The sequence below is a fragment of the Rhodococcus olei genome (assembly GCF_039540555.1).
In the GTDB taxonomy this organism is placed as follows: domain Bacteria; phylum Actinomycetota; class Actinomycetes; order Mycobacteriales; family Mycobacteriaceae; genus Rhodococcus_G; species Rhodococcus_G olei.
The window spans coordinates 75,642-102,624 of record NZ_BAABFB010000023.1 but is presented as its reverse complement, the minus strand read 5'-3'; the positions used below and the strand labels follow the sequence as shown (position 1 = coordinate 102,624).

Sequence of the window (26,983 nt, the reverse complement as noted above, 5' to 3'; positions counted from 1 at the left end):
GACCCCCACCGCTCAGGTTCGACGCTCGAGGCGGGCGGCGAGCGCGGGACCGATCACGGCCAGGGACGACGGCTCGATCATCTCGTTGTGCCCGCTGTCGACGGGGCATTCGTCGACACCACCGGTGACGAGCGGCCGCCACTCCTGCGCGGACCGGTCGGCGCCTCCCTCCTGCCCGCGCTGCGCCGGGAACACCAGAATGTCGCCGTCGAACACACCCGGCACGTGGTGGTGCACCAGCAGTCGCGAGTTCGCGTACCCGTCGTTGATCCGCTCTAGGTGCGCGGCGGTGATCCCCCGAGTGCCGAGGAACTCGCCGAGCAGGCGCGCCGCCGAGGCGTAGGTCAGGTCCCGATTCTGCTCGGGCGCACCAAGATCCAACCCGAGACCGCGCAGCAGGTCGGCGAGCTCGAGCCGCCCGAGCAGGGGGTCCGAGCCGTCGTCCGGGTAGCTGTCCATGACCGCGAGGGTCGAGACGGACTCCCCTCGCCGCTGCAACTCGACGGCCATCGCGTGCGCGAGAACGCCACCGAGGGACCAGCCGAGCAGGTCGTACGGCCCGGTCGGGGCGAGCGTGCGGATCTCGTCGACATACCGACTCGCGAGCTCCTCGATGGACCCGTACCCCGGGCCGCCGGAGATCGCGGGCAACTGCAGTCCGAACACGGGCCGGTCGGCGGGCACGTACCGGGTCAGCCCGGCGTACCCCCACGACAACCCGATACCGGGATGGACGCAGAACAGCGGACGGCCGGTTCCGGTGCCGCGCAGCGGAATCACGACCCGGAGGGCGTCCTCGACGCCGGCGGCGGCCGTGTCACCGATCCGGGCGGCCATCCCCGCCGGCGTCGGATCCAGGAACAGCGCCTGCAGGGAGATCTGCCGCCCGAGGCGCTCGTGGAGCTCGGCCACGACGCGGGTCGCCAGCAGGGAGGTGCCGCCGTGGTCGAAGAAGCTGTCGTCGGCGCCGATCCGCTCCACCTTCAGCACCGATGCGAACGCGCCCGCAATCGCCGACTCCACCGGACCGGCGGGCGCCCGGAACGCGGCGGCCGCCGACGTGAACTCCGGCATCGGCAGCGCGTCCCGGTCGAGTTTGCCGGTCGGGGTGGACGGGAGCCGGTCGAGCACCGTCACCGACGCCGGGACCATGTGGCTCGGAAGTCGCTGCGCCGCAGCGCGGCGCAGCTCGTCGGGATCGACGTGCGCGTTCTCGGCAGCGCGCACGTACGAGCACAGCAGGGTGTCGCCGGCCGGTCCGGTGCGGGCGATCGTCACCGCGAACCCGACACCCGGCTGCGCGGCGAGCACGGCGTCGACCTCTGCGGGCTCGATGCGGAAACCGTGGACCTTCACCTGGAAGTCACTGCGGCCGACGTATTCGAGCGTGCCGTCGGTCCGGCGACGGACCAGGTCCCCGGTGCGGTAGATCCTCCCGCCGGGCCGGCCGAACGGGTCGGCGACGAAGCGGCCGGACGTCAGCGCGGGCCGACGGTGGTAGCCGCGGGCGAGGGACGCGCCGCCGATGTACAGTTCGCCGACCGCGCCGTACGCCACCGGGTGCAGGCGCGCGTCGAGCACCAGTTCGGACACCCCACGGATCGGTCCGCCGAACGTGATCGGCGCGCCCGGGACCATCGGAGCGCTGATGTTCGCCATGATCGTGGTCTCGGTGGGGCCGTAGGCGTTGAGCATCGTGCGGCCCGGCGCCCATCGCGTCACCAGGTCCGGGGCGCACGGTTCACCGGCGACGACGAGCGTCCGCAACGAGTCGAGCCCGTCGGGATCCACCGCCGCCAGCGTGGTCGGGGTGACGAATCCGTGCGTGACGCCGCCGGTGTCGAGGGCAGCGGCCAGCTCGGTACCCACGTGGACGTCCGGCGGGACGACCACCAGGGTCGCGCCGGCGCTCAGCGCCATCACGATCTCGAACACCGACGCGTCGAAGCTCGGGGACGCGAAGTGCAGGGTGCGGTCCCCTGCGGTGACGTCCAGGCGGGTGCGTTCCTCGCCGGCCAGGTTCGCCAGTCCCCGGTGGGTGAGCACGACGCCCTTCGGGACGCCGGTCGACCCGGACGTGTAGATCAGGTACGCGGGATGGTCGACGCGGACGGGGCGGATCCGCTCGGCGTCGACGACCGGCGCGTCCGACATGACCGCGAGCAACTCCGCGGTGTCGGAATCGTCGAGCACCACCCAGTCGGCGCCGTCCGGCAGACGGTCCCGCGCTCCGTCGACCGTCACCCCCAGCACGGCGCCGGAATCGTCGAGCATGCGCTCGATCCGCGCCGCGGGGTAGTCCGGATCGATCGGCAGGAACGCCGCCCCGCTCTTCGCGACCGCCCACACGGCGAGCACGAACTCGAGAGACCGCGACAACCCCAGGGCGACATAGCGCTCCGGACCGGCGCCGCGGCCGATCAGCAGCCGCGCCAACCGGTTCGACCGCCGATCCAGCTCGCCGTACGAGATCTCGACGCCGCCCCGGTCGACCGCGACCGCATCGGGGTCGCGCCCGGCGCGCTCCAGCAGCTCCGGCAGGAGCATCTCCGGGTCGTCGGGGCCGCCCCGAGCAGGCACGAGGTCGCGCAGTTCGTCGTCGCGCAGGATCGCGATGTCACCGACCGCGCCGTGCGGATCGGCGAGCGCGGAGTCGAGGATCCGAAGGAACCGGTCGGCGAAACCGCGCACCGTGTCGACGTCGAACAGATCCGTCGCGTACTCGATGCTCGCGGCGATGCCGGCCGGGGCACCCGACTCGTCGAACTGCTCGGCGAACACGAACTCGAGGTCCTCCTTCACGACACCGGAGGGCGGGTCGAGTCCTTCGACCGTCAGCCCCGGCAGGTCGAGGCGGGTTCGCGTGTCGTTCTGGAACTCCAACGCCACCTGGAAGATCGGCGAGTACGCCGTCGACCGCGGAGGGTCGACCACCTCGACCACGCGCTCGAACGGAATGTCGACGTGCCCGAAGGCGCCGAGGTCCACCTCCCGCACGGCGGCCAGCAGATCGGAGAACGACTGCTCGGGGTCGATCCGGGTGCGCAGCGCGAGCGTACCGACGAGCATTCCCACCAGGTCGTCGAGCGCCGGTTCCCCGCGACCCGCGACCGGGGTGCCGATCACGATGTCGTCGGTGTCACCGAGACGGCTCAACAACACCGCGAGTGCGGCGTGCACCGTCATGAACACGCTCGTCCCGTGCCGCCTGGCGAAGTCCTCGACCCTGCGGTGCAGCCGGGGGTCGATCGCGAAACCCGTTCGGGCGCCGCGGAACGACTGCTGGAGTGGGCGCGGTCGATCCGTCGGCAGACCGAGCAGGTCGGGCGCCCCCGCGAGCGTCGACGTCCAGTAGTCGAGCTGCCGCGCGGCCACCGACCCGGGGTCGTGGTCGTCGCCGAGCAACCGGCGCTGCCACAGTGTGTAGTCGGCGTACTGCACCGCCAGCGGCGACCAGTCGGGCGCGCGGCCCGCCGCCCTCGCCGCGTACGCCCGGACCAGGTCCCGCGACAGCGGCCCCATCGAGAACCCGTCGACCGAGATGTGGTGCGCGATCAGGACCAGGACGTGCTCGTCGGCGCCGAGCACGAACAACGCGCCGCGGATCGGCACGGCGGCGGTGACGTCGAACCCGGCGGACACCTCGGCGTGGATCCGGCGGGCGAGGTCCTGCTCGTCGACGACGGCTACCGGTCGCAGGACGGGCACCGACTCGGCCGCCGGGCGAATCTGCTGGACCGGGCCGTCGTGCCCGGCCGGGAAGCGGGTGCGCAGCGATTCGTGCCGGTCGACGACGTCGGTCAGCGCCGCGTTCAGGGCGTGGCCGTCGAGGGCCCCGGTCAGGCGCACCACGAGCGGGAGGTTGTACGCGGGCGAGGCCGGATCGAACTGGTTGATGAACCACATCCGCTGCTGCGCCGGCGACAGCGGGATCTCGTCCGGCCGCTCGGCCGCCTCCAGGACGGGCCGGCTCGACGTGCCCGGCTCCGCGTGCTCGATGCGCTCGGCGAGTGCCGCAGCGGTCGGGGCCGCGAAGAGCGCGCGGACCCCCAGTTCGATGCCGAGGCTCTCCCGCAGTCGCGCGACCACACGCGTCGCGGACAGTGAGTTGCCGCCCAGCTCGAAGAAGTCGTCGCCGGTCCCCACCCGGTCCACCCCGAGCACCGTCGCGAACACCTCGGTCACCGCCTCCTCCACCGGGTTGGTCGGCGAACCGAACGCCGTCGCGGTGTGGCCGAACACCGGGTCGGGCAGCGCCCGCCGGTCCAGCTTCCCGGTCGGGGTGAGCGGTATCTCGTCGAGCACCACGATCGACGACGGCACCATGAAGTCGGGGACCTTCCCGGACAACTGCGCCCGGAGGTTGTCGACCGCGACGTCCCGCCCGTCGGCCGCCGCGACATAGGAGACCAGTGCGGTCTCACCGCCCGGCCCGGGGCGACCGAGTGTGGCCGCGAAGCGCACGTCGGGATGCGCAGCGAGGACGGCGTCGATCTCGCCGAGTTCGATGCGGAAGCCCCGGACCTTCACCTGGAAGTCACTGCGCCCGCGGTACTCGAGCTTCCCGTCCCGGGTCCACACCCCGACATCGCCGGTGCGGTACATCCGCCCGCCGGGCGGCCCGAACGGGTCGGCGACGAAACGTCCGGCGGTCGTGCCTGCCCGCCGGTGGTAGCCACGGGCCAGACCGGGGCCGGCGATGTAGATCTCCCCCTCGACGCCCGCAGGCACCGGCTGCAGCCGCGCGTCCAGCACCACCTCGGCGACACCGCGGATCGGCCCGCCCAACGGAATCGGCACGACTCCCGGCTCACAGTCCTCGATGTTCACGACGATCGTGGTCTCGGTCGGCCCGTACACGTTGAGGATCCGCCGCCCCGGCATCCAGTCCGCGATCAGATCCGGCGGCCACGCCTCCCCGCCGACCATCACGCACCGCAGGTCGTCGAGCCCCGTCGGGTCGATCGAGGCGAGAGCGGCGGGCGTGATGAAGGCGTGCGTGACGCGCTGCTCCTTCAGCTCGGCGGCCAGCTCCGCGCCGCCGTAGACGGTGCGGGGCACGATCACCATGGTCGCGCCCGCCGCGAAGCACAGCAGGTACTCGAGCAGCGAGACGTCGAAACTGGGCGACGAGAAGTGCAGCGTCCGGGCGTCCGCGGTCACCCCACACCGATCCCGCTGCGCGTCAGCGTAATTCGCCAGGCCGCGGTGGGTGAGGGTCACCGCTTTGGGCCGGCCGGTGGAGCCGGACGTGTAGATCAGGTACGCCGGGTTGTCGACCCGCAGGGGCGCCGTGCGGTCGCCATCGGTCACCGGCGCCGCCGATCGGGACGCGCAGTCCGCCGCGAACGCGGGGTCGTCGAGTGTGAGCCACGGCAGCGTGTCGGGCAGCCGCTGCCGATGGGCGGCAAGGGTGAGTCCGACGCCGGCACCGGAGTCGGCGAGCATGTGCGCGACCCGCTCGGCGGGATAGTCCGGGTCCACCGGGACGAACGCGGCCCCGGTCCTGGCCACCGCCCACATCGCGACCACCGAGTCGAACGACCGCGGAATACCGAGTGCAACATAGGTTTCCGGTCCCGCACCGTGGTCGATCAGCGCCCGCGCCAAACGATTGGACCGGGCGTCGAGGTCGGCGTAGGTGAGCTCGCGCCCGCCGCAGACCAACGCGAGAGCATCGGGGTCGCGGGCGGCCGCGGACCCGAGGATCTCCGGGAGCGTGCGGGCCGTGCTGCGCGCAGTCCCCCGCACCGGCGCCAGCATCCGGCGTTCGTCGGGGGTCAGCAGGTCCAGTCCGGCCAGGCGCCGACCCGGATCCGCACCGATCGCCCGCAGCACGTGCAGCAGCCGGCGGGCGGCGCCGTCGACCTCGGCTCGGTCGAGGAGGTCCGGCCGGTACTTCATCGTCAGCCGCAGCCGGTCGGTCGCGGACGCGACGACGCTCAGCGGATAGTGGGCGGAGTCGCGGACCTCGACGCCCTGCACGCGCATTCCGGCGATGTCGGCGTCCGCGGACAGCTCGCCGGGCACGGGATAGGACTCGTACACCGTGAGCGTGTCGAATCCGGCGCCCGGTCCCGCCGCGCGCTGGATGTCGGTGAGCCCGACGTGGTGATGGTCGAGCAGAGCTGCCTGTTCCGCCTGCACCCGGTCGAGCAGCGCGCCCAGGGTCTCCGCCGGATCGAGTCGGATCCGCACCGGCACGGTGTTGATGAACAACCCGACCATGGATTCGATGCCGGCCACCTGCGGGGGCCGCCCGGACACGGTGGCACCGAACACGACGTCGTCGCGGCCGGTGAGGAGCCCGAGGACGATCGCCCACCCGACCGTCACAACGGAGTTGAGCGTCAGTCCGTGCTCGAGCGCGAGGGCCCGCAGCCGCTCGGTCGCCGCGGCGTCCAACTCGTACGGCACGTCCCGGGACGGGGTGGACTGCGCGGTCGTGGCGGGCCCGCCACGGACCAGCAGGGTGGGCTCGTCCAGTCCCTCGAGGGCATCGGTCCAGGCGCGCAGTGCCACCGACCGATCCGCCGCGGCGAACCACGCGAGGTAGTCGCGGTAGGGCCGCACCCGCGGCAGCGTGGACGTGTCGCCGTCGTTCACGTAGAGGACGACGAGCTCCGCGAGCAGCAGCGGTGTCGACCACCCGTCGAGCAGGATGTGGTGGTTGGTCAGGACCAGCCGGCTGGTTCCGTCGGGCAGGCGCACCAGATGGATGCGCAGCAGCGGTGGCGACGCCATCGCGAACGGCTGGGTGCGGTCCTCGGCCAGGATCTCCCCGAACCGCACCGCCGCCGGCTCGGCCGAGGCGCTGCGCAGGTCCGTCTCCGTCCACGGAACGGCCACGCCGTCCTGGACGATCTGCACGGCCTCCCCGTCCGGCGCGCGCACGAACGCCGTGCGCAGGTTCGCGTGCCGGACGAGCAGGCCCCGGACCGCACGCCGCAGGCGCCGGGAGTCGACGTCGCCGCCCAGGGTGAGGATCAGTTGCACCAGATACGCGTCCACCGAGGCGTCGGCGAGTTCGGCGTGGAAGAACATGCCGCGTTGCATCGGGGTCAGCGGCCACACGTCGGACAGTGCCGGGAACCGGTGCTCGAACCGCTCGATCGCCGACTGGTCCAGGGACGCCAGATCGAGGTCCGACGGTGTCCGCCCGCCGGCACCCGGCGTGTTCGCCTGCGCGACCACCGCGCGGGCCGCACCGATCCACCCCTGCGCGAGCCGTTCCACGTCCGCCGCGTCGAGCACACGACGTGGGAAGGCCCAGGTCGCCCTGATCCGCGGGCCGTCCGGCCCGGGCACGGTCATCGCGTTGACGTCGATCGCGAAGGCCACCGGCAGCGTCGTCGCCACGGCGTCGCGCACGCCGGAATCCGTGACCGGAAGCCAACTTCCGTCTCCGTGCGCCTCGGGACCGCGGGCGAGCCGACCGAGGTAGTTGAAACTGATCTCCGGCTCCGGCAGCCCGCGCAGCTCCGGCCGGGTCTCGTCGTTCAGGTACCGGAGCAGGCCGTACCCGATCCCGTGATCGGGTTGTGCACGCAGCTGCTCCTTGACCCGCTTCACCGCCGCGGCGGCGGCGGGACCACCGCCGCACGCCTCGTCGACGTCGACTCCCGACAGATCCAGCCGCACCGGGTGGATCGACGTGAACCACCCGACCGTGCGGGACAGGTCGGCGCCGGGCACCACCTGGGGCTCCCGGCCATGTCCCTCGAGCGCGACGACGACGCCGTCGCCGTCGACACCCCGGCCGCGCCGCCAGGCCACGAGCGCCACAGCCAGCGCGGTGAGCAGTCCGTCGTCGACGGATCCGTGGAACACCCGCGGCACCGTCGTCGTCAGTCCCCGGGTCACGTCGGCAGGCAACTCCACCTCGACACGGTCGAGGGTGCCGGCGACGTCGACCGACGGATCGAGTTCGCGCACAGCGCGCCCCTCCGCTGTGCCGGGGACCGTCGACCGCCACAGGTCCAGCTCGCCCGCGCGCTCGCGCGCCGCCTGGACGAGCCCGTCCGCCCAGGTCCGCATCGACGTGCCGACCGCAGGCAGGTCCGGTTCCGCGCCGTCGGCGGCCTGTGCGGCGGCGAGCGCCAGGTCGGGGATCAGGATCCGCCACGAGACCCCGTCGACCGCGAGATGGTGGGCGACGACGAGCAGCCGGGCTCCGTCGCGCCCGACGAGGTGCACGAGCTGGATCATGCTGCCGGACACCGGGTCCAGTCGGTCCGCGGCCGCCTCGAGAGCGGCCTGGGTCGCATACTCCGATCCGGCGACACTGTCGACCGCGATCCGCCGCACAGCCGTGTCGGCGGGCACCGCGCCCGGGGGACGCACCTCGAGCCGCCACCCGGACTCCGCGCGAGCGTCCGGGCGCAGCCGGGACCGCAGCATGTCGTGCCGGTCCAGGACGGCGCCCACCGCGCGGGTGAGGGTGTCGCCGTCCAGCCCGGCGGGCACCGCGAGCAGCACCGACTGCGAGTAGCGGCGGAAGTCGCCGCCGCCCTCCGCCCGCGAACGTTCGACCACCCATCGCATGATCGGGGTCAGTGGCACGTCGCCGACGCCCCCGCCCGGCAGTTCCGGCAGCACCAGGGCGCCCGCGGGCTCGGTGCGGTCGGCGACCGCGGCGAGGCCGGCGACGGTGCGGCACTCGAACACGTCGCGCGGTGTGAACGTCACCCCCGCGGCCTTCGCCCGCGACACCAGTTGGATGGACATGATCGAGTCGCCGCCGAGCCCGAAGAACGAGTCGTCGACACCGACCGTCTCGACACCGAGGACCTCCGCGAACAGTGTCGCCAGCACGCGTTCGGTGTCGGTGGCGGCTGCTCGTCCACCGACGGTCTCGGGTCGCGGTTCGGGAAGTGCGGCGCGGTCGAGCTTGCCGTGCGTGGTGACCGGGAACTCCGGGAGGACCGTCGTCACGGACGGCACCATGTAGGCGGGCAGCCGCAGGCCGACGGACTCGGTGACCGCACCCGGATCCAGGACCGCGCCGGACTCGGGGACCACCCAGGCCACCAGGCGCGCGGCGCCGTCGACCGGACCGGGTCGCGCGAGCACCACCGCCGACGCGACACCCGGTACCGCGGACAGCGCCGACTCGACCTCCCCGGGCTCCACCCGGAACCCTCGGATCTGGACCTGGGAGTCGCTGCGCCCCAGGAACTCGAGCTCGGCGTGCGAGGTCCAGCGGGCGCGGTCCCCGGTGCGGTACATCCGGCCCGACGCCGCGAACGGGTCGGCGACGAAGCGTCCCGCGGTCAGTCCGGGTCGTCCCCGGTACCCCCGCGCGACCTGTGCGCCCGACACGTACAGTTCACCGGCGACCCCGACCGGCGCGGGACGCAGGCGCTCGTCGAGCACCCACACCCGTACCCCGGGGAGACCGCGTCCGATCACCGATCCGGCGGAGCGCGGCCCGACGACCGTCGCCTCGTCGAGCACCCGCCAGGTCACGTGCACGCAGGTCTCGGTGATCCCGAACATGTTCACCAGTGCCGGTGCGGCGGCGCCGTGTCGCTCGACCCATCCCCCGAGGCGGGCGACGTCGAGCGCCTCGCCGCCGAACACCACCCAGCGCAGCGCGAGGGCGCCGTCGCCGGGCCCGGCGTCGGCATCGGCCTGCGCGAACTGATGGAACGACGACGGCGTCTGGCTCAGCATCGTCACCGACTCGGCCACCAGGAGGCGACGCAGCTCGTCCGGAGATCGCGCGGTGTCGTGGTCGACGACCACCAACCGGCCGCCGAACCCCAAGGCCCCCCACAGTTCCCACACCGCGAAGTCGAACGCGCACGAGTGGAACATCGTCCACACGTCGGCCGTGCCGAAGCCGAGGACGGCGCGAGCGCCGGTCAGCAGGGTCACCGCGTTCCGGTGAGTCACCGCGACACCCTTCGGCCGACCGGTCGAACCCGACGTGTAGATCACGTAGGCAACGGAATCCGCGTGCAGCGGACCCGTCCGGTCGGCGTCGGTCACCGGCGCGGCGTCCCGGGCGTCCAGCTGTGCGCGGACGTCCGCGGCGTCGAGCCGCACCACGGGCACAGCGACACCCACGACATCGGACGGCACGCTCGCGTCGACCAGCACGCAGGCCGGTGCCGCGTCCTCGAGCACGAACCCGATCCGCGACGCCGGATACGACGGGTCCACCGGCAGGTACGCCGCACCCGACCGGGCGACCCCGACGAGCGCGACCACCAGGTCGGCCGATCGTTCCATCATCACCGCGACCACCGATTCCGGACCGATGCCGCGATCGATCAGCCAGCGTGCCAGCCGGTTCGAACGCTCGTCGAGCTCCCGGTACGTCAGGTGCGCGCCGGGAGCGACCACGGCGACCGTGGCCGGATCGGCGGCGACCGCCGCGGCGAACAGGTCCGGCAGCGTCTCCTTCGCCGGCCCCGCCGGCAGCGTCGCCTTCGCCGGTCCGGCAAGCTCCGGTGCGGACGCGAGCTCCGCCGCGTGCTCGCGCCCGGACGCCCCCGTGACGTCGATGTCTCCGACCGGAACGGCGGGGTCGGTGGCGACGGCGGCGAGCACTCGACCGAACATGTCCGCGAGTGCGGTCGCGGTGGATTCGTCGAACACGTCGGACGCGAACAGCAGGTCGCCCGCCAGTCCCGCCGGGGCCCCGGACTCGTCGAACCGCTCGCCGATACCGAACTGCAGGTCGTACTTCACCTCGCCCATCTCGACGTCGCACACCTCGACCGTCAGTCCCGGCAGCCGGACGCGGGGCGGCTCGACGTTCCGGAACTCGAGCATCACCTGGAACAGCGGGGCGTACGTCGTCGAACGCGCCGCGGCCGATCTCTCGACGAGTCGCTCGAACGGCACGTCCGCGTGCGCGAACGCGTCCACGTCCGCCTCGCGTGTCGCGGAGAGCACCGCGTCGAACGGTGCCGCGGGATCGACCGGTGTGCGCAGCACCAGGGTGTTCACGAACATCCCGACCACGTCGTCCAGTTCGGCCTCGCCCCGCCCGGCGACCGGTGTTCCGACCACGACGTCACGGCCGGCCCCCACTCGGGACAGCAGCACGGCGAGTGCGGCGTGCACCACCATGAACACCGTCGAGTCGTGCCGGCGCGCGAGGTCGACGAGCCGGCGGTGGACGCCGGGATCCACCGAGAGCCCCACCCGTCCGCCGCGGGTCGAGCGCCGGAGCTCGCGCGGGCGGTCGACCGGCAGCTCGGTCACCGGCGGCGCCCCCGCGAGTTGGTCCTCCCACCAGGCGAGTTCCCGGGAGACGCGCGAGTCCGGGTCGTCCCGGGACCCCAGCGCCGCGTGCTGCCACACGGCGAAGTCCGCGTACTGGACGGCCAGCGGCACCCAGCTCGGTGCGCCGCCGCCGGCTCGTGCCGCGTACGCCGTCGCGACGTCGCGGGCCAGGGGTCCGATCGAGAACCCGTCGGCCACGACGTGATGGACCGCGAGTACCAGGACGTGGTCGTCGGCCGCGGTACGCAGCAGACGTACCCGCACCGGAACCTCGTGTGCCACATCGAATCCCTCGTGCACGATCTCGCCGATGCGGGCGGACACCCGGTCCGCGGGAACCGGCTCCGGCGTCAGGTCCCCGACGACACCGGGCGCGGGCACCGTCACCTGGGACGGTCCGGCGGCCGATGCCGGGAACACCGTCCGCAGCGATTCCTGGCGCTCCACCACGTCGACCAGCGCCCGCCGCAGGGCCGACGCGTCGAGGCTCCCCGAGAGCCGCAGCACCATCGGCACGGTGTACGCGGCCGATGCCGGGTCGAACTGGTTGACGAACCACATGCGTTCCTGGGCCAGGGACAGCGGGATGCGGTCGGGGCGGATGCCGGTGCGCAACTGGTCGGCGGGTGGTGCGGTGGTGCTCGTGCAGCGGGGCGCGAGCGCGGCCGCGGTCTTGCACTCGAACAGGTCACGGACGCCGATCCTGCTGGCCAGCGCGCGGTTGATGCGGGCCACGGCCCGCGTCGCGCTGAGGGAGTTGCCGCCCAGCGCGAAGAAGTCGTCGTCGACTCCCACCCGGTCGACGCCGGTCACCTCGGCGAAGACGGTGACCAGCCCGACCTCGGTGGGATTGCCCGGTTCCCGGAATCGCGGTGTCAGCGAGGCGAAGCCCGGTGCGGGAAGCGCGGCCCGGTCCAGCTTGCCCACCGGGGTCAGCGGCACCGTGTCGAGCGTCACGACGGTGGCCGGCACCATGTTCGGCGGCAGGCGCCTGCCCGCGAAGGCCGTCAGCTCGGCGGTGTCGACACCGTCCGCGGACGTCGGCACGACGTACGTCACCAGCATCGGGTCGCCGGCGTCGCGTGCCCGCGCGGTCGTGACGGCGAACCCGACGGCCGGGTGAGCGGCGAACACCGCGTCGATCTCGCCGAGCTCGACGCGCATGCCCCGCACCTTGACCTGGAAGTCGCTGCGGCCCAGATAGTCGAGCTCCCCGTCCGGCCGGAACCGGACGACGTCACCGGTGCGGTACATCCGGCTGCCGGGCGCGGCGAGCGGGTCCGGGACGAATCGCGCGGCGGTCAACGCGGCCCGACGGTGGTATCCGCGGGCGAGTCCCGCTCCCGCGATGTACAACTCACCCGGCACGCCGGCCGGGACCGGCCGCAGGAAGCCGTCGAGGACGAGCAGGTCGGTGCCCCGGACCGGGCCACCGATCGGCACCCGCGCCCCGGGCTCCAGGGGCGCGCTGATCGTCGTCAGGATCGTCGACTCGGTCGGCCCGTATCCGTTGATCATCGTTCGTCCGGGCGCCCAGCCGGCGACCAGTTCCGGACCGACGGCGTCGCCCGCGACGACGAGCACGTCGAGGTCGTCGAAGGTGTCCGGCTCGACGGTGGCGAGTGCGGCAGGGGTGATGCAGGCGTGGGTGATTCGCTGACGGCGCAGCAGTGCGGCGAGATCGCCCCCGCCGTACACGCGCGGCGGCGCGATCACCAGACATGCGCCCGCGGTCGCGGCCTGCAGCAGTTCGAGAACCGAGACGTCGAAGCTCGGCGAGCACACGTGCAGGCAGCGCGCCGTCGTCGGGATCGCATAGCGGTCGTGCTGCGCGGCGAGCAGGCTCGACAGGCCGCGGTGGGTGACGCTCACGCCCTTGGGCAGGCCCGTGGATCCCGACGTGTAGATCAGGTACGCCGCGTCGTCGACGTGCAGGGGACTCGGCCGCTCGGCGTCGTCGACCGCATCGGCCGGGAGCGCGGCGAGGTGCGCCTCGCACCCCGGGTCGTCCACCACCAGCCAGCGCGCACAGTCCGGCAGGCTCTCCAGATCGGCGGCGAAGGCAAGCCCCACCGCGGCGCCCGAATCGGTGAGCATGTGCCGGACGCGGTCGCGCGGATAGGTCGGATCCACCGGGACGAACGCCGCGCCGGTCTTCGCCACCGCCCACACGGCCGTCACCGAACGGGTCGACCGCGGCAGGGCGATCGCCACCACCGCGCCCGGCCCGGCCCCCGCACCGATCAGGTACCGCGCCAGGCGATTCGACTCCGCGTCGAGGTCCCGGTACGACAGCCGCGCGGTCTCCGCGTCCACCGCGATCCCGTCGGGATCGATCGCGGCCCCGGCGACCAGGATCTCCGGCAGCAAGCGCGGCGGGCTCGCCGCACCGCCGCGGATCGGCGCCGCCGCGTCCCGCTCGTCCGCGGACAGCAGGTCGACCCGGGCAACCGGGAACGCCGTCTCGTCCGTCACGGCCGCGAACGCGCGTCGCAGCCGGTCGGCGATCGATTCCACCTCGGCCGCGTCGAGCCGGTCCGGCCGGTACTTCAGGGTCAGTCGCAGGCGGTCGTCGACGCTCGCCAGCACGGTCAGCGGATAGTGCGTGGCGTCGAAACCCTCGACCCCCGCCACCCGCAGGCCGGCGATGTCGGTGCCGCCGCCGACCAGCGCGGAGCGGTCGACGGGGTACGACTCGAAGACGGTCAGGGTGTCGAACGTGGCCGCCGGACCCACCTCGCGTTGGATGTCGGCGAGCCCGATGTGATGGTGATCGAGCATCGACGCCTGCTCCGCCTGCACTCGACCGAGCAGGTCGCCGACGGTTTCGCGGGGATCGAACCCGATCCGCACCGGCACGGTGTTGATGAACAGACCGATCATCGACTCGATCCCGGGCACGTGCGGCGGACGACCCGACACCGTGGCACCGAACACCACGTCGGTGCGACCGGTCAGTTCGCCGAGGACGAGCGCCCACGCGACCTGCACGACGGTGTTGACCGTCACCCCGCGGGTCCGGGCCGACGCCACCAGTGCGGCGGTCTCCTCGGCGGGCAGTGTCAGCGTCACCTCCCGGGGTCCGGACGGGGCCACGACAGCCTCGTCCGGCGACACCAGCAGCGTCGGACCGTCGGCGCCGGCCAGGGCCCGGCGCCACGCCGCGACGCCGGACACGTGGTCCTGCGCGGTCAGCCACCGCAGGTAGTCGCGATAGTCACCCACCGGCCCGGCCGGCGGCTCGCGGTCCGCGGCGTACAGGGTGAGCAGCTCTGCGAGCATCAGCGGCGTCGACCAGCCGTCCAGCAGGATGTGGTGGTGGGTGAGCAGCAACCGATGCTCGTCCGCACCCGTCCGGGCGAGTGTGAAGCGCACCAGTGGCGCACGGTCCATCACGAACGGTGTCGCGCGATCCTCCTCGAGGAGCTCCCGCCACCGTTCCCGAACCGCCGGTCCGTCGAGGCCGGTCAGGTCGATCTCACTCCACGGCAACGGAACCCGGCCCGCAACGACCTGGTACACGTCGCCCGCGTCGTCCTCCACGAACCCCGCCCGCAGGTTCGGGTGGCGATCGAGGAGTGTCCGCGCGGCCCGGCGCAGTCGCTCCCGCGACGGGCGGCCGTGCAGCTCGACGACGAGCTGGACGAGGTAGGCGTCCACGGAGTGCTCCGCGAGGCGCGCATGGAACAGCAGTCCCGACTGCAGCGGGGTCAGCGGCCACACGTCGGTCAGCCCGTGGTGCCGTGCCTCGAGGGCGTCGATCGTCGACTGGTCGAGCCGGACGAGATCGACGTCCGACGGGGTGAGCCCACCCGCACCGGGGCTGTGGGCGTACGCGGCCAGTGCACCCAGCGCCCGGCCCCACAGGTCGGCGAGCCGGCGCACGTCGCCGGCATCCAGAACTCCGGCCGGGAACGTCCAGGACGACTGCAGGACAGCGCCTCCCGGCCGCGGCGCGACCCCGGCCGCGATGTCGACGACGGCCGTCACGGGCATCCGCGGATCGCGAGCGCCGCCGAGCCCGTGGCGTGTGGTGGGCAGCCACGCCTGCGATTCGTCGCCGGTCCCCGCGGTCATCCGGCCCCCGCCGGCGGTGCCGGCCATCCGGCCCCCGCCGGCGGTGCCGGCCATCCGGCCCAGGTAGTTGAAGACGATCTGGGGCTCGCGCCACCCACGCATCCGTGTCCCCGGATGTCCCGGCAGCTCGCGGAGCAACCCGTACCCGATCCCGCGGTCCGGGATCTCCCGCAGCTCCTCCTTGACGAGCTTGACCGCCGCACCCGCCGCCGCGCCGCCGGCGAACGCCTCGCCGAGATCGATCGACGACAGGTCCGGGCGCACCGGCGACAGCGTCGTGAACCACCCGACCGTGCGCGTCAGGTCCGCACCGGGCACCGCCGCCTCCTCGCGCCCGTGTCCCTCGACGCCGAGCAGGACGTCGGACCGCGGGGCGCCCCGGTCGTCGCGCCAGCGAACCACCGCCATCGCGAGGGCCGTGAGCAGCCCGTCCAGCACGGTCGCATGGAGCGACTCCGGCAGCGCGGTGAGCACGGCATCGGTGATCTCGGGCGAGGCCTCCCACGTCAGCACCTCGCTCGTGGCCGCGACGTCGCGTGCCGGATCCAGCGGCCGCGACCCGATCGTCGGGTCGTCGCCGCTCAGGATCCGCTCCCACATCGGCAGTTCGCCGACCCGCCGCGGGGCGGCCTCGCCCAGTGCGAGCGCCCACCGGCGCATCGAGGTGCCCACCGGCGGCAACGCCGGCACCCGTCCCGCGGACGCCTGCGACCACGCCGACGCCAGGTCCTCGACCAGCACACGCCAGGACACGCCGTCGACGACGGCGTGGTGGACGACCAGCAGCAGTCGTCCGGCGCCGGACGGCCCGTCGAACCACACGAGCTGCACCATCGTGCCTGCGGCCGGATCCAGCCGGTCGGCCGCGGACTCCGCCGCCGCGGCCGACCGGACGTCGAACGCGGGGTCGTCGACCGACTCCACCGCCTCCCGCGTCATCACGTCCCGGGCGCTGACCGTGCCGACACCGGAAACCGTCATCCTCCAGCCGGGGCTAGCGGAGCGCCGGGGGGTGTGACCGTCGGCGCCGCCCTCGGGCGCGAGCCGGGCCCGGAGCATGTCGTGCGTGTCCAGCACGGCCTGCACGGCGGTCTCGAGCGTGACCCGGTCGACGCCGTCGGGCAGCGCCAGCAACACCGACTGGGAGAACCTGTCGATCCGGCCGGCGCTCCGGCGGAGCATCCAGGCGAGGATCGGGGTGAGCGGCACGTCGCCGACACCGCCGCCGGGCACCTCCGCGAGCATCGACGGCACCGCGCCGAGCCGCGAGTCGGCGGCGTGCGAGTCGGCCACCGCGGCCAGCCCGGCGACGGTCGGGTGGTCGAACACGTCACGCGGAGTGAGCGACAGTCCCGCCGCCTTCGCCCGCGCCACCAGCTGGATCGACATGATGCTGTCGCCGCCCAGCGTGAAGAACGAGTCGTTCATCCCGACCGTGTCGAGACCCAGAACCTCCGCGAACAGCCGAGCGAGGTTCTCCTCGGCCGCACCCATCGGTGCCCGGTCCACCGACACCTCCGCCCAGGGGTCGGGCGTCGGCAGTGCCGTCCGATCGAGCTTGCCGTGGACGGTCATCGGCAGCTCGGGGAGCACCACGATGTGCGCGGGAACCATGTACGCGGGCAGCCGCGCGGCAACGGCCTCGTGCAGTCGCGCCGTGTCCACCACGGCCCCCGCGGCGGCCACCACGTACCCGATCAGCCGGTCGCCGCCGCGCCCGACCGCGCGGACGTCGGCCACCGCCTGAGCGACGGATCCGTCTGCCGTCAGGCACGATTCGACCTCACCGAGCTCGATCCGAGTGCCGCGCACCTTGACCTGCCGGTCGGCGCGCCCGACACAGACCAGCCGACCGTCGGCGGTCCAGCGCACGATGTCCCCCGTGCGGTACATCCGTTGTCCGGGATCCCTGCCGGGTTCGGCGACGAACCGGCCTGCCGTCAGCCCCGGGCGCCGGTGGTAGCCGCGGGCCAGCGCCGGGCCGGCCAGGTACAGCTCGCCGGGCACCCCGACCGGCACCGGCTGCAGCCGGCGATCGAGCACCCGCACCCGGAATCCCGGTGCGGGGCCGCCGATCGTGATCGGATCGCCCGGGAGCAACCGATCGCTGACGCTGGCGGCGACGGTCGCCTCCGTCGGACCGTAGGCGTTGTACATCTGCCGTCCCGGGGCCCAGCGGGCCACCACGTCGGGCGGACACGCCTCGCCGCCCGTCAGCACGCACACCAGGTCGTCGAGGCCGGCCGGATCCGTTGCGGCGAGCGCCGTCGGCGTGAGCATGCAGTGGGTCACCCGCTCGGCCGCGAGCAGCTCCCTCAGCTCGTCGCCGCCGTACACCGTGGGCGGTGCGATCACCATCGTCGCGCCGGCGCCGAACGCGAGGAGAAGCTCGAGGATCGACGCGTCGAAGCTGGGTGATGCGCAGTGCAGTGTCCGCGAGCGGGGCGTGGTCAGGCACCGCCGCTGCAGGTGGTCGGAGAACGCCGCGAGACCGTGGTGGGTGACCGTCACCCCCTTCGGAATTCCCGTCGACCCGGACGTGTAGATCAGGTAGGCCGCGTCGTCGAGCCGCAGCGGGGCGGTCCGTTCGCTGTCGTGGATCGGTGCGGCGGCGGTGGGTTCGCCGATCAGGCGGTCGGCGTCGAGCGTCCACCAGCGCGGCTCGTCGGGCAGGGCGTCCCGGGACCCCGCGACCGTCAGTCCGAGGGCCGCACCGGAATCGCCCAGCAGAAAGGCGATCCGCTCCGCCGGGTGCGCCGGGTCGACGGGGACGAAGGCGGCGCCGCTCTTCGCGACGGCCCACAGACCCGTCACGAACTCGACACCGCGAGGCATGCCCAGCGCCACCACCGATCCCGGTCCGACTCCGGTGTCGATCAGGCTGCGGGCGAGCCCGGTCGACGCACGGTCGAGGTCGCGGTAGGAGATCTCGTGGCCGTCGAATCGGATCGCGGGCGCATCCGGATCGAGTGCCGCGCCCGCCGCGAGCATCGCGGCCAACGTGCGCGGCGGCGCGCCCGGGACCCCTGCCACCGCGGTGAGCGCGTCGCGCTCGGCACCGCCCAGGATGTCGATGTCCTCCACCGGCATGTCCGGGGAGTCGGCCGCCGTCTCCAGGATCCGCACGAACCTCTCGGCGAGGGTGTGCGCGGTGGCCTCGTCGAACATGTCGGTGGCGAACACCAGGCCGGCGGCCATGCCGGCCGCGCCGCCCGCGGCGTCGAACTCCTCGGCCACGGCGAGCTGAAGGTCGAAGTTGGCGACCTCCTGCCCGGAGTCGAGTGCCTCCACCCGGAGATCGGGCAGCACGAGTTCCGGCCGCGCGATGGTCCGGAACTCGAGCATCACCTGGAACAACGGTGTGTGCGATTGCGAGCGCGGCGGATCCAGCGCCTCCACCACCCGTTCGAACGGGACGTCCGCGTGCATGAACGCGCCCAGATCGGTCTCCCGGACCCGGCGCAGCAGCTCACCGAACGCGCACGCTCCGTCGACCTCGCATCGCAGGACGAGGGTGCCCACGAACATCCCGACCAGGTCGTCGAGAGCGGCGGCTCCGCGGCCGGCGATCGGGGTGCCGATCGCGATGTCGTCGGTGCCGGCGAGCCGGGACAGCAGGGCGGCCAACGCCGCGTGCACCACCATGAACACGCTCGCATCGTGCCGGTGGGCGAGCGCGATCAGCCTCCGGTGCAGCGGCTCGTCGACCGTGAACTCGACGCGCCCACCGGACTGCGTGCGGTTCGCCGGCCGGGGTCTGTCGCTCGGCAGGTCCAGTACCTCGGGCAGACCCGCCAGCGTGGCGGTCCAGTAGTCGAGCTGACTGGCGAGCGGGGACGACGCGTCGTCCGCGCTTCCGAGCCAATCCCGCTGCCACAGGGTGTAGTCGGCGTACTGCGCGGTCAACGGTTGCCACTGCGGTGCGGCACCGCGCAGGCGCGCCGCGTAGGCCTCGGCCACGTCCCGCGCCAACGGGTTCAGCGAGAAGCCGTCCGCGAGAACGTGGTGCAGCACCACGGTCAGCACGTGGTTCGTCTCGTCGAGCCGAAAAAGTCGTGCCCGCAACGGGATCTGCTCCGCGACGTCGAAGCCGCGGGACACCGTCGCCCGCACCCGGGCACGCAGGTCGTCGGTGTCGCGCACCGAGACGATCTCGAGTCCGGGCTCCGCGGACCCGGCCGGCAGGATCCGCTGGCAGGGCCCGTCGTCGGTGAGGGGATAGACCGTGCGCAGGGATTCGTGCCGGGCGACGACGTCGCCGAGCGCGGCCCGCAGCGCCGGGGCGTCGAGGCCGCCCGACAGCCGGAGCGAGAACGAGATGTTGTACGCCGGAGACTGCGGGTCGTACTGGTTGACGAACCACATCCGCTGCTGTGCCGGGGACAACGGGATCCGGTCCGGCCGGGCCCGCGGGCTCAGCGGCGGCCGGTGCACCCCGGTGCCCGCCCCTCCGACCCGCCGGGCGAGTTCGGCGACGGTGGGGCCGTCGAACACGTCCCGGATGCCGAGCGCGGCGCCGGTCGCGTCGTTGATCCGGGCGACCAGTTGCGCCGACACCAACGAGTTGCCGCCGAGCGCGAAGAAGCCGTCGTCCGCCCCGACCCGCTCGACGCCGAGCAGCTCGGTGATCACACCCGCCACGATCTCCTCGACCGGGTCGCGCGGCGCGACGTAGGTGTCCTCGGCGACACCGGGAGCGGGCAGGCTCGCGCGATCGAGCTTGCCGTGTGCGGTGACCGGCAGCCGGTCCAGGATCATCACCGTCGACGGCACCATGTAGCCCGGAAGCGACCGGGCGACGGACGCTCGTACCTCGTCCGGATCGAGGACCGCACCGCCGTCGGGCACCACGTACCCGACCAGCCGGATCCCGACGGGCCCGGCGTCCGCGAGCGCCACCGCGGACGCCACCCCCGGCACCGCCGCGAGCACCGACTCCACCTCGCCGAGCTCCACCCGGTATCCGCGCACCTGCACCTGGTCGTCCCGGCGACCGACGTATTCGAGGGTGCCGTCCATGCGCCACCGGCCCAGGTCGCCCGTGCGGTACATCCGGGTGCCGGACGCCCACGGGTCGGCGACGAACCGCGCCGCGGTCTCCCCCACGCGATGCGGGTAGCCCCGCGCGAGTTGCGTGCCCGACACGTACAGCTCCCCCACCACACCGGGCGGGACCACGTGCAGTCGCTCGTCGAGCACACGCACCCGCAACCCCGGCAACGGCCGGCCGATCGCCCCCCGGCCACGGTCCGCCGATGCCCGGGTCAGCGGGGCGTGGGTCACGTGCACGCACGTCTCGGTGATCCCGTACATGTTCACCAGCTGCGGCGCCGAATCCCCTCGGCGTGCGAACCACGCGGTGAGCCGCGCCGGATCCAGCGCCTCCCCGCCGAAGATCACGTACCGCAGCCGCAGGACCGCGGCGTCCCCCTCGTCGACGCGCCCGCGGTCGGCGTCGGCCAGCTGGTGGAAGGCGCTCGGCGTCTGGCACAGGACCGTGACCGCCTCGTCCTGCAGCAGGCGCAGCAGATCGCGTGGCGAGCGAGCCGTGGTGTGATCGACGAGCACCACGGTGGCACCGTGGATCAGCGCTCCCCACAACTCCCACACCGCGAAATCGAAGGCGTACGAATGGAACATCGTCCACACGTCGTCGCCGTCGAATCGGAACAGGTCCTGCGCGTTGGCGAACAGCGTGGTCACGCTGCGGTGCGACACCGCGACGGCCTTGGGCCGTCCGGTCGATCCGGACGTGTAGATCAGGTACGCGAGCGAGTCCGGGTGCAGCGGCGCGGTCCGGTCGGCATCGGTCACCGTCTCGGGCGACAGGTCGTCGATCGCGGCCCCGACCCGGGGGTCGCCGAGATCGACGACCGGGATGTCGTTGCGACGCAGAGCCGAAACGCTCGCGGCGCCGTCGACCAGGACGCACACCGGAGCCGCGTCGGCAAGTATGTACGCGATGCGGTCCTCCGGATAGTCCACGTCGACCGGGACGTAGGCGGCGCCGGCCGTGAGGACCGCGAGCAGGGCGACGGGCAGGTCGGCCGAGCGCGTCATCGCGATCGCCACCAGGGACGACGGCCCCACGCCCCGGCCGATCAGCAAGCGGGCCAGCCTGTTCGCGCGCGCAGCCAGGTCCGAGTAGCCGACACGAGCGCTCCCGGCGACGACCGCGCACGCGTCCGGGTTCCGTGCCGCGGCACGCGAGACCAGCTCCGGCAGTGTGGTCGCCTGCGCCGCCGCCACGGGCCGCTCCCGCGCGACGAGCGCCCGCTCCTGCTCGGCGGTGATCTCGATGTCACCCACCACCGCGGTCGGATCGGCGGCCACCGCGGCCAGGATCCGCACCAGCCGGCGGCCGATCGCGGCGACCGTGGTCCGGTCGAAGAGAGCGGTCGCGAATCCGAGTACCGCCGACATGCCGGCGGCGTGACCCGCGTCGTCGAACCGTTCCCGCACACCGAGCTGGAGGTCGAACTTGGCGACACCCGGATCCACCTCGACCGCCTCGGCGGACAGGCCCGGCATCGCCGCCGCCCTGGGCTCGCCGTGCTGAAACTCGAGCACCACCTGCACCAGCGGCGCGTGCATCGGAGACCGGTCCGAGGCGAACTCGTCGACCAGGCGCTCGAACGGCAGATCGGCGTGCGCGAAGGCCCCCAGGTCGGTCTCGCGCACCTGTGCGAGCAGGTCGGCGAACGTCGCGTCGGGCCGGACGTCGCTGCGCAGGACGAGCGTGTTGACGAACATGCCGACCAACTCGTCCAGTTCGGGTTCGCCGCGGCCGGCGACCGGTGTCCCCACCGCGACGTCGGGCCCCGCGCCGAGGCGGGCCAGCAGCACCGCGAGCGCGGCGTGCAGGACCATGAACAGCGTGCAGTCGTGCGCGCGTGCGATCCGGACGAGGTCCCGGTGGATCCGCGCCTCGACCTCGAACGCGATCCGGTCGCCGGACGCGGCCGCACGTGCCGACCTCGGACGGTCGTGCGGCAGCGAGATCGCCGCCGGCAGGTCGGCCAGCCGGTCACCCCAGTAGGCCAGTTGGCGGGCCGCGAGCGACTCCGGATCGCCCTCCGCGCCGAGCAGTTCGCGTTGCCACAGACCGTAGTCGGCGTACTGCACCGGCAGCGGATCCCACTCGGGCGCACCGCCGGCCACCCGGGCCGCGTATGCCGCCGCCACGTCTCGGGCCAGCACTCCGACGGACTGCCCGTCCGCCGCGATGTGGTGCAGCACCACGGCCAGGACGTGCCGGCGTGGCCCGGTCCGGAACAGGGTGACTCTCAGCGGAATCTGCTCGCGGACATCGAAACCGGCGGCGGCCAGCGCCGCGACCGACTCCTGCACCCGGTCCGGGTCCACGACGACGGGGGCCAGGTCCACTGCCACGCCCGACGCAGGCAGGATCACCTGGTACGGGCCGCGTGCGTCGACGGGGAACACCGTCCGCAGGGCCTCGTGACGCTCGATCACGTCACCCAGTGCCGCCTGCAGCGCCGCGCGGTCGAGCGCGCCCGTCAACGTCACCGCGAACGGAATGTTGTAGACCGGCGACGCGGTGTCGAACTGGTTCACCACCCACATTCGCTGTTGCGCCGGGGACAGCGGAAGCCGGTCCGGGCGCTCCCGCCCCACCAGCGCGGGCCGGTCCCGTGCCGGTCCTTCGGGGCCCGCCCCCTCGAGGGTCCGGTCGATGTGCAGCGCCAGTCCCGCAACGGTCGGTTCCTCGAACAGGTCGCGCACGGTCAGCTGCACCGGCAGCGCGGAATTCACCCGTCCGATCGCCCTGGTGGCGACCAGGGAGTCGCCGCCGAGATCGAAGAAGTTGTCGTCGACGCCGACGTGCGCCGCACCGAACAGGTCCGCGAACACCGCCGCGACCGTCTCCTCCGTCGACGTGTGCGGCGCCCGATACTCGGCGGCGTATCCACCGAACCGGGGTTCCGGCAACGCCTTTCGGTCCACCTTGCCCGCGGGCGTCAGCGGCACCCGGTCGAGGGTGACGAGGGCGGCCGGGACCATGTGCGTGGGCAGAGACTCGGCGGCGTGAGCGAGGAGCTCGGCCTCGTCGATCGCGGCACCGGTCGCGGGCAGGACGTAGCCGACCAGGACGACGTCGCCGGAGGGACCGGTGTGCCCGGTGGTCACCGCGAACGCGACCGTCGGATGGGACCGGAGCACGCTGTCGACCTCGCCGAGCTCGATCCGGAAGCCGCGTATCTTGACCTGGAAGTCACTGCGGCCGAGGTACTCGAGCTCGAGCGCCGTCGTGGTCGCGGTCGCGCCCCTCGCCCGCGTCCACCGCACCAGGTCGCCGGTCCGGTACATCCGTTCCCCGGCCGCGCCGAACGGGTTCGCCACGAAACGGTCGGCGGTCTGCCCCGGCCGATGCAGGTACCCACGGGCCAGACCGTCGCCGGTCAGGTACAGCTCCCCCACCACGTCCACCGGCACCGGCTGGAGCCGCCGGTCCAGGACCATTTCGCCGCACCCGCGGGACGGCCCGCCGATGGTCACGGGGGTACCGGCCCGCAACGCGGTGCTGACACCGGCGACGACGGTCGCCTCGGTCGGGCCGTAGGCGTTGAACATCCGGCGACCTGCTGCGCGGGAACTCGGGGATGTCGGGGCTTCGCGGGTACTCGGGGACGTCGGAACGGCCCACTGCCGGGCCAGCGCGGGCGGACACACGTCACCGCCGGTGACCACGCATTCGAGGTCGTCGAGTCCGGTGGGATCGACGGACGCCAGCGCGGCGGGGGTGATGAACGCGTGCGTGACCCGCTCGCGGCGCAAGAGGTCCGCCAGCTCCTCGCCCCCGTACACGTTGGGCGGGGCGACGACCATCGTCGCGCCGGAGCCCACCGCCATCAGCAGTTCGAGCACGGACGCGTCGAAGCTCGGCGACGAGAAGTGCAGTGTGCGGGAGTCCGCGGTGACGGCGAATCGTTCGCGTTCCTCGGCGGCCAGATTCGCCAGCCCGCGATGGGTGACCACCACCCCCTTGGGACGCCCCGTCGACCCGGACGTGTAGATCACGTAGGCCGCATCGTCGAGGTGGATCGGACGGGCCGGCGCGGTGCGGGCGGACGCGGGAACCGACGCCGCGACGGGGTCGTCGAGGACCAGCCAGGTGGCCCTGTCGGGCAGTCGGCCGCGGTGCGCTCGGACGGTCAGGCCGAGGACGGCACCGGAGTCCGCGAGCATGTGCTCGATCCGCTCCGCCGGGTGACCCGGGTCCACGGGCAGGAATGCGGCGCCGACCCGCGCCACCGCCCACACCGCGACCACCGACTCGATGGAGCGCGTGATCGCGAGGGCCACAACGGAATCGGGGTCTACGCCGTGATCGAGCAGACGCCCGGCCAGCCGGTCTGCGCGCTCGTCGAGGTCACGGTAGGTGAGTGTGCGCCCGTCGGCGACGATCGCCGCGTGGTCCGGGTCGACGGCCACGGCATCGGCGAGGATCCGGGCGAGGGTCCGCGGGGCGACACCCGTCGGACCCGCCACCGGAGTCAGCCCCGCGGACTCCGCAACCGCCAGGATCGGCACGTCCCCCACCGGCCGGTCGGGATCCTCGGTGACCCCGGTGAGCAGGCGCTCGAAGCGATCGAGCAGGACGGTGACGGTTCGTTCGTCGAGCGCGGCCCTGTCGTAGGTCAGTCGCGCGTCGACACCGGCAGGCATGCCGTCCGCGGTGACGCGCTCGGTGAGGTCGACCGTGAGGTCGGTGCTCTCCGGAGGTGCCGCGGCGACGCCACCGGCACGGACGCCGAACGCCACGCGCGGGCGGGGGGCTCCCAGGGTCTCGACGACCTGCTCGAACGGAGTCTCCGAGTGGGCGAAGGCCCGACGTTCCCGTTCGCCGATCTCGCGCGCCAGCGCCGTGAACGCGGCGGACTGGTCGATCGGAGAGCGCAGGGCCACGGTGTTGCGGGCGGCAGTGGTGGCGGACCCGTCCGGGTTCGCCTCGGTCGACCGGTCGGGCGGGCCCGGCACCGGAGCCGCGACGACGATGTCGTCGGTGTCGGTCAGCCTGCTCAGTACCGCGGCCAGTGCGGTGTGCAGCATCGTGAACGGCCCGATGCCGAGACGACGGGCGAGCGCCGTCGCCGCGGCGTGCAGGTCGCGGTCGAGCGCGCGGGTGACCGAGCCCCGTCCGGTCCCGACGGACGCCGCCGGGCCGGCGCGCGGCAACACCGCGGACTCCGGCTGCCCGGCCAGCTCCTGCGTCCAGAACGCCAGCTCGGCACGCTCGCGCAGCATGCGCGCCCCGATCCGGGCCGACTCGGCATGGATGTCCGCCAACACGGCGCTCGGCTCGGCGGCCAGCAGGGCCTCCACGAGTTCGACGAAGCGCCGGTGGTGGGTGTGCAACTCCTCCTCGCCGTACCGGTTGGGGTTGCCACGGAAGTCGACCAGCGTCCGGACGGGTGTGCCGCTCTGGTAGATGTTGACCAGCAGGTCCTGCACCGGCCCCGAGGTGACGATGCGGTACTCGCCGACGATCGGCCCGAGGGTGATCTCCTGCCGGAACAGCATCACGTTGACCATCGGCCCGGACAGGCCCTCCCGTGGTCCGGTCAACCCGGCGTCGCGCCGGATGTCCTCGAGGCTGCACCGCTGGTGACGGAGGGCACCCATCAGTTCCAGCTGCACCCGTCGGATGAGGTCGGCAACCGTGTCGTCGGGATCGACGGTGATCCGGAGCGGAGCGACGTTGACGAGCATGCCACCGGAATGCTGCAGTGGCGCCGTGGTGCGCGCCGACACGGGCACGTTCACGAGGACGTCACGGTCGCCCGTCATCCTGGACAGGTAACACGCGAATGCCGCGACCAGGACGGCCGCTGGGGTGGCACCGACCAGGGAGTCGGAGGAGTTCAACCGATCGAGCGCCGCATCGGTCAGGGGCGCGCTCTCCAGGCGGCTGCGGACCGCGGCCGGTCCGTCCCGGTGCGCGAGCGTGGAACCGGCTTCGATCCCGCGCACGTGCTCGGCCCAGTACCTCCGGTCGGCCGCGAACCGGCTCGATGCGCGGTACTTCTGATCCAGCTCGTAGAGCGTGTACAGATCGAGAGCCCGGTTCGGTTCCGGCTCGACCCCGGTGGAGGCTGCCGTGTACAGGGCCGCGATTCGGTTCACCATCGTCATACCGCTGTAGCCGTCGAGCGCCACGTGGTGGATTCGCGTGTACCACAGATAGTCCCTGTCGCCGACCTGCAGAATCGTCATCTCCACCAGGCGGTCGCGCGTCAGATCGATCGGGGTGGCGTAGTCGTTGTCGATCCACGCGTGCGCGGCACCGAGCGGGTCCGTCTCCGGCCGGAAGTCGAAGAACTCGATCGTGGTGTCGATCGAATGGTCGACCACCTGGCTCGGTTCGCCGTCGACGTCCACCAGGCGCAGGAACGGCGACTGGAACTCACGTGCCGCGGTCACCGCCGCCGAACGCAACCGCTGGACGTCGAGGTCGCCGTGCAGTTCCACGTACTGGGCGATGAAGATGGGCGCCGTCGGGCTGAGCTGCTGACCGAACCACACGCGTCTCTGGACCGCCGACAACGGAAACGCATCCGACAAGCCGTCCGGGTGGTGTCCGACGACCTGCGGCTGCGCGGCTTCTTGGTTTGGATCGGGCGATGAGAAATCCTTCATCCGAATC

Annotated in this window: 1 protein-coding gene; it reads right to left on the bottom strand. The window is 72.9% G+C overall.

Annotated features, from left to right (window positions below):
- Positions 1-12 precede the first annotated feature (12 nt).
- The gene (locus ABD951_RS05140) at positions 13-26,976 is read right to left on the bottom strand and encodes a non-ribosomal peptide synthase/polyketide synthase (protein ID WP_345342668.1); all 26,964 of its coding nucleotides are present in this window, start codon (positions 26,974-26,976) and stop codon (positions 13-15) included.
- Positions 26,977-26,983 lie beyond the last annotated feature (7 nt).